Here is a 13,273-nt window from a genome sequence, read left to right as displayed (position 1 = left end):
GCTGCCCCCAACTCAGTGAACAACCCGCCGCCGACCCTTTGGGTCGTGGCCACTGCCATCTGATTGGAGTTTGATGACCATGAGTGTGGAAACTCAAAAGGAAACCCTGGGCTTCCAGACCGAGGTAAAGCAGCTGCTGCACCTCATGATCCATTCGCTGTATTCCAACAAGGAAATCTTCCTTCGCGAATTGATCTCGAACGCCTCTGACGCTGTCGACAAGCTGCGCTTCGAAGCCCTGGCCAAGCCTGAGTTGCTCGAAGGTGGCGCTGAACTGAAAATCCGTGTGAGCTTCGACAAGGACGCCAAGACCGTCACCCTCGAAGACAACGGTATCGGCATGAACCGTGACGATGTGATCACCCACCTGGGGACCATCGCCAAATCCGGCACCGCCGATTTCATGAAGAATCTCTCGGGCGATCAGAAGAAAGATTCGCACCTGATCGGCCAGTTCGGTGTCGGCTTCTACTCGGCCTTCATCGTGGCTGACAAAGTCGACGTGTACAGCCGTCGTGCCGGCACTCCTGCCAGCGAAGGCGTGCACTGGTCGTCGAAAGGCGAGGGCGAGTTCGAAGTCGCCACCATCGACAAGCCGGAGCGCGGTACCCGCATCGTCCTGCACCTGAAATCCGCTGAAGACGAGTTCGCCGATGGCTGGCGTCTGCGCAACATCATCAAGAAGTACTCCGACCACATCGCGCTGCCGATCGAGCTGCCGAAAGAAGTCACTGTCGCCGAAGGTGAAGAAAAGCCTGCTGTCGAATGGGAAACCGTCAACCGCGCCAGCGCCCTGTGGACCCGTCCGCGTACTGAAGTGAAGGATGAGGAATACCAGGAGTTCTACAAGCACATCGCTCACGACTTCGAAAACCCGCTGGCCTGGAGTCATAACAAGGTCGAAGGCAAGCTCGAGTACAGCTCGCTGCTGTACGTGCCGGCCCGCGCGCCGTTCGATCTGTACCAGCGTGAAGCGCCGAAAGGCCTGAAGCTGTACGTGCAGCGCGTGTTCGTGATGGATCAGGCCGAGTCGTTCCTGCCGCTGTACCTGCGCTTCATCAAGGGTGTGGTCGATTCCAACGATCTGTCGCTGAACGTGTCGCGGGAAATCCTGCAGAAAGACCCGATCATCGACTCGATGAAGTCGGCGCTGACCAAGCGCGTGCTGGACATGCTGGAAAAACTGGCGAAGAACGAGCCTGAGCAATACAAGGGCTTCTGGAAAAACTTCGGTCAGGTCATGAAAGAAGGCCCGGCAGAAGATTTCGCCAACAAGGAAAAAATTGCCGGTCTGCTGCGTTTCGCATCGACCCAGGGTGACGACGGCGAGCAGGTCGTTGGTCTGGCTGACTACCTGGCGCGCGCCAAGGAAGGTCAGGACAAGATCTACTACCTCACCGGCGAAACCTACGCGCAGGTCAAGAACAGCCCGCACCTGGAAGTCTTCCGCAAGAAAGGCATCGAAGTGCTGCTGCTGACCGACCGTATCGACGAGTGGCTGATGAGCTACCTCAGCGAATTCGACGGCAAGACCTTTGTCGACGTGGCACGCGGCGATCTTGATCTGGGCAATCTGGACTCGGAAGAGGACAAGAAAGCTGCAGAAGAAGTCGCCAAATCCAAGGAAGGTCTGGTCGAGCGCCTGAAAACCGCGCTGGGTGATTCCGTTGCCGAGGTTCGCGTCTCTCACCGTCTGACCGACTCGCCAGCCATTCTGGCCATCGGTGAACAGGACCTGGGCCTGCAAATGCGCCAGATCCTCGAAGCCAGCGGGCAGAAAGTGCCGGAGTCGAAGCCGATCTTCGAATTCAACCCGAGCCACCCGCTGATCGAGAAACTCGACGGCGAGCAGAACGAAGGGCGTTTTGGCGACCTGTCGCACATCCTCTTCGATCAGGCCGCCCTGGCGGCTGGCGAAAGCTTGAAAGACCCGGCCGCTTACGTGACCCGTCTGAACAAGCTGCTGGTTGAACTGTCAGCTTGATCACGTTGTAGAAAAACCCGCTTCGGCGGGTTTTTTCATTCTGGTGTTTAACCTTCAGGAGTCAGAAATGAGCCAAGTTACTGTACGTTCCGTGGTCTATCAGCTGGATGGCCAGCCCTATGAAGGTCGTCTGGCGTTCGACACCGAGCACAAGGGCGCGCGCCCGGGCCTGCTGATGGCGCCGAACTGGATGGGCGTCAGCGCCGGGGCGGAAGAAATCGCCAAATCGGTCGCGGCCAAGGGCTACGTGGTGTTGATTGCTGACGTGTATGGCCAGGCAGTACGTCCGCAGAACGCTGACGAGGCCGGCGCGGCGATGATGCCGCTGAAGAACGACCGCGCACTGCTGCGCAGGCGCATGCAGGCAGCGTTCGAGCAGTTGCAGAAGCAGGGCGAGGCAGCGGTCGATACCTCGAAGCTGGCGGTGTTCGGGTTCTGCTTCGGTGGTTGCTGTGCACTGGATCTGGCGCGTACCGGTGCACCGGTGAAGGCAGCGGTGTCGTTCCACGGCACACTGGACTCGCCGAACTCGGCGGATGCCAAGAACATCAAGGGTTCAGTGCTGGTATTGCACGGCGCTTCCGATCCGTTGGTGCCGAAAGAGCAATTGCCGGCGTTTGAAGACGAGATGAACGCGGCGAATGTCGATTGGCAGTTGCTCAGCTACGGCGGTGCGGTGCATTCGTTCACCGATCCGCATGCCAACGTGCCGGGCAAGATGATGTACGACGCGAAGACCGCCAAGCGTGCGTTCAAGTCGATGCATGATTTGCTGGAAGAAGTTTTCAAAGGCTGATTGTGCAGTCAGGTATTGACTCGATCGGTGCCTGATCCGGCCTCATCGCTGGCAAGCCAGCTCCCACAGTGTTCGATTCGTTTGCTGGATATTTGTCCGGCGCTAAACCTGTGGGAGCTGGCTTGCCAGCGATGGCTGACTAACAGGCGACACAGAGCTAAGGCAATTCGATACGCTCCACTTCCCCCGGCACCGTCGGCCAATCCCCGGTCGCCCATTTGCGCCGTGCCTCATCGATCGCCGCCGGATCGCTCGCGACAAAATTCCAGTTGATCCGCCGTGGCCCGTCCAGCGGCGCGCCGCCAAACACCACGGCGTGCACATCGCTTTCGGCAAACAGGCTCAGCTCTTCCCCGGCCGGCAACACCGCCAGCGCATGGGGTTCGAGGGGCTCGCCATTCAACTGCGCATCGCCACTCAGCACATAAATCGCGCGTTCTGCGTGCTCGGTCGGGATCAGCAACGTGGTCGCGGTCTGCATCTTTACTTCGGCGTACAGCGTAGGAGAAAGCACCGGCACCGGCGATTCCAGACAAAAGCCCGACCCGGCGATCATCCGGATCTGCACGCCAAGGTTATCGCTGACCGGCAAGGTTGCCGCCGGGTGATGACTGTAATGCCCCGGACCTTGCTCGTGATCCTTTGGCGAAGCCAGCCAGATCTGCAGCCCGTGCATGGTGAAGCTTTGTTCCCATAGCGACTCGGGCGTGCGCTCGACGTGAGCAATCGCACTGCCGGCGGTCATCCAGCTGACATCGCCGGCGCTGACCACCTGATCGGAGCCGAGGCTGTCTTTGTGCTGGATCTGTCCTTCGAACAGGTAGGTCAGGGTCGACAGACCAATGTGCGGATGCTGTCGGATGTTCATGCCTTTGCCCGTCGGATAAACCGTTTCGAGCATGTGGTCGAAAAACACGAAAGGCCCGACGCTGCGGCATTTGGCTGACGGCAGCGGACGCAGGATCGGCTGGCCTTCGACGTCTTCGGCGCGCGGGCGGATGATCAGTGGTTGCGTATCCATGGTGCATTCCAGGCTGAGCGGGTGATGCCAGAAGCATAACCCGCCGCTGGCACGGGAGTGTTACTGGCTATCGAAGCCTTGTGGGGCGTGGGTTTCGATGCTGACGTCGGTGGTGGTCATCAGTTTGTGGATCGGGCAACGATCGGCCACGCGCAGCAGTTCTTCGCGTTGCGCGTCGGTCAGCACGCCCTTGAGCGTCAGGGTGACGTGCAGCACGTATTTACCTTTCTGCTCTTCACTGTTGTCGCGTTTGACCTCGACCCCCACGCCGGTCAGCGGGATGTCTTTCTTTTTTGCGTACATCTTCAAGGTCAGGGCCTTGCAGGCGCCAAGGGCCGCGTCGAAGTAATCGTGCGGCTCTGGGGCCGAGCCCTCGCCGCCAGCAGACTTCGGCACGTCGGCAAACAATTCGTGGTCATCGATCTTTACGGTGTGACGAAAACCTTCGGCGGAGACGGTATTGACGGTAACAGTCATGGCAACCTCACTGGCAGTAGGAAAAGTCGTGCGATCAAAAAAGACCTTGCAGTTATAGAGCATTCCTACGGAGGCGCGTTCCACTTTCCTGCAGGATGAACCCTTATGATCGGCTCAGGGTCTAGGCTATGCCTACCTGCCGGAGATTACTTGTGTCCTTGTTTCGTTTGAGTCTTGCCTGCCTGCTGGCATTTGCCGCTAGCGCCAGCGCCCGTAATTACACCTACAGCGATGCGCACCTGCATTACGTGGATTTTTTCCAGGAAACCGCCGGCATGGCGAAATTGCTCACGGCCATGCAGGACAATTCCATCGACCATGTGATGATTTCCGGGATTCCCGTGGCGAAGAAATGGCACGAGGACGAACCCAAGCGTCCACGCTATTACGCCGGCGATGATGCCGATGCCTACTGGTACAGCGCCACTGACGTGATCGTCGCTGATGCCGTGCAGAAACTGACACCGGAGCAGCGTCTGCACTTTCATCCATTCCTCTCGGGCTTCAACCCCAACGACAAGAACTCCGCCGCACACATCCAGCGCATGCTCGATCTGTATCCGGGGCTGTGGCAGGGCATTGGCGAAGTGTTTACCCGGCATGACGATCTCACTGCGCTGACGGCGGGCGATACGCCACGGGCCAATAACGAGGCGATGAAGCGGATATATCACCTGGCGGCGGAAAACGATCTGCCGGTGATGCTGCATTCCAACATCACCTCCAAGCGTGAGAAGAATCCGCTGTATCTGAAGGAAATAGAGGAACCGCTGCGTAATCATCCGCACACGCGGTTCATCTGGGCGCACGCCGGCACCAGCGCGGAGATTCATCGCCACCAGACGCAGCTGAAATTCCTTCTGCCGACGGTGAGCCGGATGCTTGAGGCTTATCCGAATCTGTTCATCGATCTGTCGTGGAGCATGCTCACGCCATATTTGCTGGACGAACAGGGCAAGCCGCGCGCGGAATGGCTGGCATTGGTGGAGAAATACCCTGAGCGCTTTATGGTGGGTTCGGATGTTGTAGGCCGATTCAACAAGCTCGGTAAGGAAATGCGCAGTTTCACGCCGTTCCTTGATGCCTTGCCCGAAGACGTCGCGATTAAAGTCGCCCGGGATAACTTCTTGGCGATATTGCCGCGAACAGCAGCAAAGTCCGGGAAAACCGCGCTGAATCGATAATGCCAAGGGTTCGAAGTATCAAGGCCTTTTGATATCACCTTTTCGTCTTACGCAAATTGTCTGCGGGCCGATACCTTCTAAAGCAACCAGCTGCAGGGTTGATGCAGCGCTTTTGGAAGGAGCCAGAGTAATGAGTATCCGCAGTCTCAATATCGCGCCGCGGGCCGGCCTGGGTTTTGGTGTGTTGGCGCTGATGGTGTTTGCCCTGGGGGCGTTCGCCCTGCTGCAAATGTCGAACATGCGCGCCCAGTCTGATGAGGTCGACAACAACTGGCTGCCGAGCGTCATGGCGGTGGGCGAGATGAGTCAGGACATGCTGCGCCTGCGTGCGCTGACCATGCGCCTGCTGCTCAATCGTGACCCACAGGCGCTGGCGCAGAATGTCGCCAAGCTCAACGAATTGCGGGGTGTGCTCAGTGAAGCGCAGCAACGCTATGACGTGCTGATTGTGCTGCCCGAAGAGCGCAGGTTGTTCGACCGCTTCAAGGTCGCCGAGCACAAGTATCTGGAGTTTCAGGCGCAGGTCATGCAGTTGTCGGCGCAGAACCGGGTGGAGGAGGCTGCCGCCATCCTCAATGGTGAGATGAGCCCGTTAGCCGATGACATGGCCGTCACCCTCAAGGAACTGGTCGAACTGAACAAGCACAACGCCAACCTTGCTACCGAAGCGGCGCGCCTGGTGTTCATTAATTCGCGGGTGTGGGTGGGGGTGATGATCGGGATTACGGCGCTGATCACCATCGGTCTTGCATTGCTGTTGACCCGCAGCATCGTCCTGCCGCTGGCGCAATCGCTGGGTGTGGCGGAGGTGGTAGCCGGTGGTGATCTGACCGGCGATATCCGTATTTCCGGCAAGGATGAGCCGGCGCGGCTGCTGCAGGCGCTCAAGAGCATGCAGCACAACCTGCGCGACACCATCCGCCAGATATCCGACTCATCCAGCCAGTTGGCGTCCGCTTCCGAAGAACTCAGTTGCGTTACCGAAGACGCCACGCGCGGGCTGCATCAGCAAAGTCTGGAGATCGAACAAGCCGCCACAGCGGTCAACCAGATGACCGCTGCCGTGGAAGAGGTGGCGAGCAACGCCGTGGCGACCTCCGAGGCGTCCCGCGAGTCTGACCGCATTGCCCAGCATGGGCGTGAGCAGGTCAAGCAGACCGTGGTTTCAATCGAATCGCTGGCGCAGGATGTCACCTCCAATGCAGCGCAGGTGGAGGAGCTGGCGCAAAAGGTTCACGGCATCAGCAAGGTGCTGGACGTGATCCGCTCGATCGCCGAACAGACCAATCTGCTGGCACTGAACGCGGCGATCGAGGCGGCGCGGGCCGGGGATGCCGGTCGTGGCTTTGCGGTGGTGGCCGATGAAGTACGGGCGCTGGCTCATCGCACACAGCAGTCGACCCAGGAAATCGAGCAGATGATCGGTGGCATTCAGCAGGGCACCGATTCGGCGGTGAGTTCAATGCAGCAGAGCAACATCCGTGCGCATTCGACGCTGGAACTGGCCAAGGCGGCAGGCGTGGCGCTGGAGGAAATCGCTTCGGCGTTCACCTTGATCAACGAGCGCAACCTGGTGATCGCCAGTGCCTCGGAGGAGCAGGCAGCGGTGGCGCGGGAGGTGGATCGTAATCTGATGAATATCCGTGACCTGGCAACGCAGACCTCGGCGGGGGCGAATCAGACCAGTGCGGCCAGCCAGGAGTTGTCGCGGCTGGCGGTGGATTTGAACAATATGGTGGCCAAATTCTCGGTCTGAACCTGTCCCTGTAGGAGCTGCGGCACGCTGCGATCTTTTGATCTTGAAGCAGAATCAACAGATCGCAGCGTGCCGCAGCTCCTACAGGGGGAAGGAATTGCAGGCACAAAAAAGCCCCGCATCTGCGGGGCTTTTCGGTGTAGCGCGGATCAGCTGCCTTTAACGGTTTTGCCGTTGACCGTACCGTCCTGGAGCATGATGTTGTACTCCTTGCCGTCGGTTTCAACCTGTTGCAGGCGGACCAGCAGGTAATCCCAGTCCTTGGCGAACCACAGCACAGTGATGCGCTTGCTTTGTGTCGGGTCGCGCACGCGCTCGACCTTGATTGCATCGATCTTGCCGGCCTTGGTGTCGACTTTCTCGGCACCCAGTACGCGGAAATCGTAAGTATCGACTTCACCGTCGTCGACCACCTGATAGCTCATGGTCTTCTTGCCGGCGGCGACGTCATGCTGCAACGCCAGTTGGTAGGTCGACTTGTCGACCATGCCACGGTTCAGCGGGATCTTCACCGCGTCGCCACGGTCGGTGCCGGTGACCATCTTGCTGTTCCAGTCGAAGTCCAGATCAGCCTTTTTCGCTTTGCCCAGACCGCCACGTTCGAAGTGGTAGGACTGTGGCAGCAGGGTGTCCTTGTCCAGGGTCAGGGTGCTTTCTTCGGTCAGGCTGGCGATCATCATCGACGCCTTGAAGCTGAGTTTCCAGACGCCGTTGGCTTCCTTGGTCAGGCTGCGTTCGGCGGTGCCGCTCATGGGCAACTGTTTCCAGTCGGCGGTGTAGCTGGCGGAGAACGGTTGAAGGTCTGCCGCCTGCGCGAATGGCAGGGCGAGCAGAGCGCAAGCGAAGAGCAGGGCGCGACGCATAAAATCTCCTAGTGTCGAATCAAGTGGCCGCTGGCCGCGAGTAACTGGCCATCCAGTAAAGCACCTTGTTCACCGAGTGCCAGTCGGCCTTCGGCAAACCAGCGTATAGCCATCGGGTAGATCAGGTGTTCCTGGACATGCACTCGCTGCGCAAGTGTCTGCGGCGTGTCGTGCAACTCTACCGGTATTACTGCCTGTACGACCAGTGGTCCACCATCGAGTTCCTCGGTGACGAAGTGTACGGAGCAGCCGTGCTCGGCGTCGCCGGCCTCCAGCGCGCGCTGATGAGTGTGTAACCCTTTGTATTTGGGCAGCAGCGACGGGTGGATATTGAGCAGGCGACCCTGGTAATGACGCACGAAGTCAGCGCTGAGAATGCGCATGAAGCCGGCCAGTACCACGAGTTTCGGTTTGAATTCGTCGATCAGTTCGATCAGGGCAGCATCGAAGGCCTCGCGACCTTCGAAAGCCTTGTGATCCAGCGAGCGGGTGGCGATACCCGCGTCACTGGCGCGTTGCAGGCCGTAGGCGTCGGCGCGGTTGGAAATCACCGCAGCGATGCGGACCGGGCTGTCGCCGGTCCGCGTGCTGTCGATCAGAGCCTGCAAGTTACTGCCGGTGCCGGACAACAGCACCACGACATCACAGGTTGCGGACATTAATGAGCCTTAAGGTTCTGCAGATCAACCTGGGCAGCGCCTTCGGCAGCGGCAGCGATCTGGCCGATGACCCAAGGCTGCTCGCCAGCGTCACGCAGGGTGTTCAAGGCCACTTCAACGTGCTCCTGAGCCACGCAGATGACCATGCCGACGCCGCAGTTCAGCACGCGGTGCATCTCGGTTTCGTCGACGTTGCCTTTCTCTTGCAGCCAGTCGAAGACCGCCGGGCGAGTCCAGCTGGCCACGTCAACCACGGCCTGAGCGCCTTTTGGCAGAACGCGCGGGATGTTGTCCAGCAGACCGCCACCGGTGATGTGGGCCATGGCCTTGACCGCGCCGGTGTCCTTGATCAGCTTGAGCAGCGGCTTCACGTAGATGCGGGTCGGGGCCATCAGCAGGTCGGTCAGCGGCTTGCCGTCGAGCTGAACGGTTTCGATGTCGGCACCGGACACTTCGATGATCTTGCGGATCAGCGAGTAACCGTTGGAGTGCGGGCCGGACGATGGCAGAGCGATCAGCGCGTCACCGGTGGCGACTTTCGAACCGTCGATGATTTCGGCTTTTTCCACGACGCCGACGCAGAAGCCGGCCAGATCGTAGTCTTCGCCTTCGTACATGCCAGGCATTTCAGCGGTTTCGCCGCCAACCAGGGAGCAGCCAGCCAGTTCGCAGCCTGCACCGATACCGGTGACGACGGTGGCGGCCACGTCAACGTTCAGCTTGCCGGTGGCGTAGTAGTCAAGGAAGAACAGCGGTTCAGCGCCGCACACCACCAGATCGTTGACGCACATGGCGACCAGGTCCTGGCCGATGCTGTCGTGCTTGTTCAGGTTCAGCGCCAGGCGCAGCTTGGTGCCGACGCCGTCGGTGCCGGAAACCAGCACTGGCTGCTTGTAGCCGGCCGGGATTTCGCAGAGGGCGCCGAAACCGCCCAGACCGCCCATGACTTCCGGGCGCGCAGTGCGCTTGGCGACGCTCTTGATGCGTTCGACCAATGCTTCACCGGCGTCGATGTCTACACCGGCGTCCTTGTAGCTCAGGGAGGGTTGCTTGCTCATGATCCAGGCCTTTAGGGGAGGGGATTCAGGGGTAACGACCGAGTTCAGCGGGAACATCGAAATCGAGGGGGCGACGGCCTCACGCGAATTTCGGGGCGCCCGGCTGTTGCCGGTCTGCGAAGGCGCGCGATTTTATCAGGCTTGAGGGGCAGCGGCCATCCTCGCGCCGACGGGCAGGGGCATAATCGACTGAAATTTTTTGCAATTGTGCCGGGTGGCTGCCTGTATAAGGTGTGCCGATTAACCGTCTATCGTTATCACTGTGCAAAAACTTACCGCTAGCGTGTGAATGTTTTGCGATGGCAGATTGTCACAGCCTTGCTTAACCGGTTCACGCGGCCTGTTCCAGCCGCTCCTGTCGACGGGAATTTTCCATGCGTTTTTGTAAATTGTTGGTTGTGGGTTGTTTGTCGTTGGTCAGCCTGGCGAGTCATGCCGAAAACCTCAAAGGTCTCTATCAGGTGCGTCAGCCGGTCAGCAGTCAGGCGCCGGAAGAGCGTGATCGCGCCACGCAGGCGGCGCTCGATACGCTGGTGTTGCGCCTGACCGGTGACCCCAAGGCTCCGCAGAGTCCGGGGCTGGCGGCGATTCGCAAGGATCCGCAGCAGATCATCAGTCAGTTCGGTTTCGATGCCGGGCCGCCGGAGGTGCTCAAGGTCGATTTCGATCCGGCCACCACCGAGCAGGCGCTGCGCCGGGCCGGGCTGTCATTGTGGGGGGCGAGTCGGCCGTCGATTCTGAGCTGGTGGCTGAACGATTCGACTGAAGGTTCGAGCCTAGTCGGCGACGGTCAGGCAGCGGCTGCACCGCTGCGTTCTGCGGCTCAGCATCGCGGCTTGCCACTGCGTTTGCCGCTGGCGGATCTCAGTGAGCAACTGGTGGCCACCGCGCCGGTGCTGGACGGCACCGATCCCGCGCCATTGCGCGGCGCTTCGGAGCGTTACGGCGCGGATGCCTTGTTGGCGGTGCATACGCACGAAGAGGGCGGGCAGTGGCAGGCCAAGTGGCATCTGTGGCTGGGCGATCAGAAAGAAGCCGGCAGCGTGCAGGGCGCCGATCAGGCTACCGTGGCCGATGCGGTGATGCTGGCAGTGGCTGAGCGTCTGGCCCCGCGATTTGTTGCCAAGCCCGGCGCTTCCGGTCAACAGACCCTCGAAGTGCAGGGCATGAATCTTGAGCACTACGCCGCGCTGCTGCGGTTACTCGAACCGTTCGGTGTGCGTCTGCAGAGTGTCGATGGCGATCGCATTGTGTATCGGGTCAACGGCAGTGCCGATCAGTTGCGTTCGCAATTGTCGCTGGCGAAGTTGCAGGAGTTGCCGGCCGAAGCACCGACGCCAGTGGCAGCGCCGCAGCCAGCGGTCGCAGGTGCGGCGCCTGTTGCGGCTCCAGCGCCTGCACCGGTAGCGCCTTCGTTGCGGTTTCGCTGGTAAGTCTTTCCTTATATAGAAGCAGTAGGAGTGGTACATGGCCGATTCGCGGCGTTGGTTCTGGCTCGGTGGGGTAGTCCTGCTTTGCGCGTTTGTCTGGTTGCTGCATCCGATCCTCACGCCGTTTCTGGTGGCGTTGCTGCTGGCTTATCTGTTCGATCCGCTGGTGGATCGCCTTGAACGACTGGGTCTTTCGCGTACTTGGGGCGTGATTGCGGTATTTGCCTTGTTCACCCTGATCGTCACCACGTTGCTGCTGGTGCTGGTGCCGATGCTCGCCAAGCAGTTGGTGCGCTTGTACGAGCTGGCACCGCAGATGCTCGACTGGCTGCAGCACACCGCGCTGCCGTGGGCGCAATCGAAGCTGGGGTTGTCGGACGGTTTCTGGAAGTTCGACAAGGTCAAGGCGGCGATCAGCGAGCACATGGGGCAGACCACCGACATCGTTGGTGTGGTGCTGAGTCAGGCGACCGCCTCCAGCCTTGCGCTGATTGGCTGGCTGGCGAATCTGGTGCTGATCCCGGTGGTGAGTTTTTATCTGCTGCGCGACTGGGACGTGATGATGGCCAAGATCCGCAGCCTGCTGCCGCGTGATCGCGAAGCAACCATCGTCTCTCTGGCCGGTGAGTGCCACGAGGTACTCGGCGCCTTCGTGCGCGGGCAGTTGCTGGTGATGCTGGCGCTGGGGGTGATTTATGCGGCGGGTCTGATGATCGTCGGTCTGGAACTGGGGCTGTTGATCGGCCTGATTGCAGGCTTGGCGGCTATCGTGCCGTACATGGGGTTTGTCATCGGCATTGGCGCGGCGCTGATTGCCGGGCTGTTCCAGTTCGGTGGCGACCTGTACCCGATGATCGGCATCGTCGCGGTGTTCATGGTCGGGCAAGCGCTGGAAGGCATGGTGCTGACGCCTTTGCTGGTGGGCGACCGGATCGGTCTGCATCCGGTGGCGGTGATCTTCGCGATCCTGGCGGGTGGCGAGCTGTTCGGCTTTACCGGTGTGCTACTGGCATTGCCGGTGGCGGCGGTGATCATGGTGCTGGTGCGTCACGTACACGATTTGTACAAGGACTCGGATATCTACAGCGGGGCAGATGAACCCGAGTTGTAATCCGATCACGGGTGGCCCGGCATTGCGCCGGGTTGGCCCGTGTTTTGCGGTGAGTCTGCTCGGCGTTGCGTCAGAGAAACTGTCATAAAACCAGCGTGTTAACGCAAACCTTTGATTTTGCTTGGAGTCTGTCGCATTGTGCGCTCAGCTTCACGGGTATAAACTTCGCAAACTTTACACAGAGGCCACTAACGGTTCCTTGAGAACTGTTCAGTCAGCATGAAACCGATTCAGCTGCCCCTAGGTGTGCGTCTGCGTGACGACGCCACCTTCATCAACTACTACCCAGGCGCCAATGCCGCTGCACTCGGCTATGTCGAGCGCCTATGCGAAGCCGACGCCGGCTGGACCGAAAGCCTGATCTACCTGTGGGGCAAGCATGGGGTAGGGCGTACGCATCTGTTGCAGGCGGCTTGCCTGCGTTTCGAGCAGATGGGCGAACCGGCGGTGTATCTGCCGCTGGCCGAGCTGATGGATCGTGGTATCGAAATCCTCGACAACCTTGAACAGTACGAACTGGTCTGCCTGGATGACTTGCAGGTGATTGCCGGCAAGGCCGACTGGGAAGAGGCGATGTTTCATCTGTTCAACCGCCTGCGTGACAGCGGTCGACGTTTGCTGATTGCCGCTTCAACCTCGCCGCGTGAGCTACCGGTGAAGCTGGCTGACCTCAAATCGCGCCTGACCCTGGCGCTGATCTTCCAGATGCGTCCGCTCTCCGATGAAGACAAATTGCGTGCCCTGCAATTGCGTGCGTCGCGTCGCGGCCTGCACCTGACCGATGAAGTCGGACACTTTATCCTGACCCGCGGCACCCGCAGCATGAGTGCATTGTTCGACCTGCTCGAACAGCTGGATCAGGCCTCGTTGCAGGCGCAGCGCAAGTTGACGATTCCGTTCCTGAAAGAAACCCTCGGCTGGTAGCCAGCCCTTG

At 60.0% G+C, this 13,273-nt stretch carries 12 protein-coding genes; 7 read left to right on the top strand and 5 right to left on the bottom strand.

Going from position 1 to position 13,273, the window contains the following annotated elements:
* The first annotated feature begins 79 nt into the window (after window positions 1–79).
* A complete protein-coding gene (gene htpG, locus ACU680_RS26350) occupies window positions 80–1,984 on the top strand; it encodes a molecular chaperone HtpG (protein ID WP_448180958.1) in 1,905 nt (634 codons plus the stop codon).
* A gap of 67 nt (window positions 1,985–2,051) precedes the next feature.
* Window positions 2,052–2,780 (top strand): dienelactone hydrolase family protein, encoded by a 729-nt coding sequence (locus ACU680_RS26345; RefSeq protein ID WP_448180957.1) that lies wholly within the window; start codon window positions 2,052–2,054, stop codon window positions 2,778–2,780.
* A gap of 157 nt (window positions 2,781–2,937) precedes the next feature.
* On the opposite strand, the gene ACU680_RS26340 is transcribed toward ACU680_RS26345, so the two are convergent.
* Window positions 2,938–3,801 carry a pirin family protein gene (locus tag ACU680_RS26340; protein WP_448180956.1) on the bottom strand — a complete coding sequence of 288 codons (864 nt, stop codon included), beginning with the start codon at window positions 3,799–3,801 and terminating at the stop codon, window positions 2,938–2,940.
* 60 nt (window positions 3,802–3,861) lie between these two features.
* On the bottom strand, window positions 3,862–4,278 hold the full coding sequence (locus tag ACU680_RS26335) for an OsmC family protein (protein ID WP_003223035.1): 417 nt from the start codon (window positions 4,276–4,278) through the stop codon (window positions 3,862–3,864).
* 128 nt (window positions 4,279–4,406) lie between these two features.
* Between ACU680_RS26335 and ACU680_RS26330 the strand changes: the two genes are divergently transcribed.
* Together ACU680_RS26330 and ACU680_RS26325 are read left to right on the top strand one after the other, a co-directional pair.
* Complete coding sequence (locus tag ACU680_RS26330) at window positions 4,407–5,462, top strand: amidohydrolase family protein (RefSeq protein WP_448180955.1); 1,056 nt, start codon at window positions 4,407–4,409, stop codon at window positions 5,460–5,462.
* Between the two features lie 130 nt (window positions 5,463–5,592).
* Entirely contained in the window at window positions 5,593–7,218 is a 1,626-nt protein-coding gene (locus tag ACU680_RS26325; protein ID WP_007962878.1) for a methyl-accepting chemotaxis protein, read from the top strand.
* A 149-nt stretch (window positions 7,219–7,367) separates the two neighbouring features.
* On the opposite strand, the gene ACU680_RS26320 is transcribed toward ACU680_RS26325, so the two are convergent.
* The 3 genes from ACU680_RS26320 to purM are packed head-to-tail and all read right to left on the bottom strand — an operon-like array spanning window position 7,368 to window position 9,798.
* Entirely contained in the window at window positions 7,368–8,081 is a 714-nt protein-coding gene (locus ACU680_RS26320; protein ID WP_007962880.1) for a DUF3108 domain-containing protein, read from the bottom strand.
* A gap of 8 nt (window positions 8,082–8,089) precedes the next feature.
* Entirely contained in the window at window positions 8,090–8,740 is a 651-nt protein-coding gene (purN, locus tag ACU680_RS26315; protein WP_367083887.1) for a phosphoribosylglycinamide formyltransferase, read from the bottom strand.
* Window positions 8,740–9,798 (bottom strand): phosphoribosylformylglycinamidine cyclo-ligase, encoded by a 1,059-nt coding sequence (purM, locus tag ACU680_RS26310; RefSeq protein ID WP_123586109.1) that lies wholly within the window; start codon window positions 9,796–9,798, stop codon window positions 8,740–8,742. Before purM ends, purN begins: the two co-directional genes overlap by 1 nt.
* Window positions 9,799–10,172: 374 nt before the next feature.
* Here purM and ACU680_RS26305 point away from each other — a divergent pair, with 374 nt between their 5' ends.
* The 3 genes from ACU680_RS26305 to hda all read left to right on the top strand — a co-directional run bounded on the left by ACU680_RS26305 (window position 10,173) and on the right by hda (window position 13,263).
* A complete protein-coding gene (locus tag ACU680_RS26305) occupies window positions 10,173–11,231 on the top strand; it encodes a DUF2066 domain-containing protein (protein WP_448180954.1) in 1,059 nt (352 codons plus the stop codon).
* Window positions 11,232–11,265: 34 nt separating this feature from the next.
* Entirely contained in the window at window positions 11,266–12,339 is a 1,074-nt protein-coding gene (locus ACU680_RS26300) for an AI-2E family transporter (protein WP_007962884.1), read from the top strand.
* 219 nt (window positions 12,340–12,558) lie between these two features.
* Complete coding sequence (hda, locus tag ACU680_RS26295) at window positions 12,559–13,263, top strand: DnaA regulatory inactivator Hda (protein WP_003223042.1); 705 nt, start codon at window positions 12,559–12,561, stop codon at window positions 13,261–13,263.
* The last annotated feature ends 10 nt before the right edge of the window (window positions 13,264–13,273 follow it).

The sequence above is a fragment of the Pseudomonas sp. LF020 genome (assembly GCF_053456425.1).
Note: the sequence above shows the minus strand (reverse complement) of the source record. Positions and strands in the feature narration are given on the sequence as shown.

What these genes read in the sequence shown, in the direction of transcription:
- htpG (WP_448180958.1), top strand. Translation starts at nt 80, where the DNA reads ATGAGTGTGGAAACTCAAAAGGAAACCCTGGGCTTCCAGACCGAGGTA.
- purM (WP_123586109.1), bottom strand. Translation starts at nt 9,798, where the DNA reads ATGAGCAAGCAACCCTCCCTGAGCTACAAGGACGCCGGTGTAGACATC.
- ACU680_RS26305 (WP_448180954.1), top strand. Translation starts at nt 10,173, where the DNA reads ATGCGTTTTTGTAAATTGTTGGTTGTGGGTTGTTTGTCGTTGGTCAGC.
- hda (WP_003223042.1), top strand. Translation starts at nt 12,559, where the DNA reads ATGAAACCGATTCAGCTGCCCCTAGGTGTGCGTCTGCGTGACGACGCC.
- ACU680_RS26345 (WP_448180957.1), top strand. Translation starts at nt 2,052, where the DNA reads ATGAGCCAAGTTACTGTACGTTCCGTGGTCTATCAGCTGGATGGCCAG.
- ACU680_RS26335 (WP_003223035.1), bottom strand. Translation starts at nt 4,278, where the DNA reads ATGACTGTTACCGTCAATACCGTCTCCGCCGAAGGTTTTCGTCACACC.
- ACU680_RS26330 (WP_448180955.1), top strand. Translation starts at nt 4,407, where the DNA reads ATGCCTACCTGCCGGAGATTACTTGTGTCCTTGTTTCGTTTGAGTCTT.
- ACU680_RS26325 (WP_007962878.1), top strand. Translation starts at nt 5,593, where the DNA reads ATGAGTATCCGCAGTCTCAATATCGCGCCGCGGGCCGGCCTGGGTTTT.
- purN (WP_367083887.1), bottom strand. Translation starts at nt 8,740, where the DNA reads ATGTCCGCAACCTGTGATGTCGTGGTGCTGTTGTCCGGCACCGGCAGT.
- ACU680_RS26340 (WP_448180956.1), bottom strand. Translation starts at nt 3,801, where the DNA reads ATGGATACGCAACCACTGATCATCCGCCCGCGCGCCGAAGACGTCGAA.
- ACU680_RS26320 (WP_007962880.1), bottom strand. Translation starts at nt 8,081, where the DNA reads ATGCGTCGCGCCCTGCTCTTCGCTTGCGCTCTGCTCGCCCTGCCATTC.
- ACU680_RS26300 (WP_007962884.1), top strand. Translation starts at nt 11,266, where the DNA reads ATGGCCGATTCGCGGCGTTGGTTCTGGCTCGGTGGGGTAGTCCTGCTT.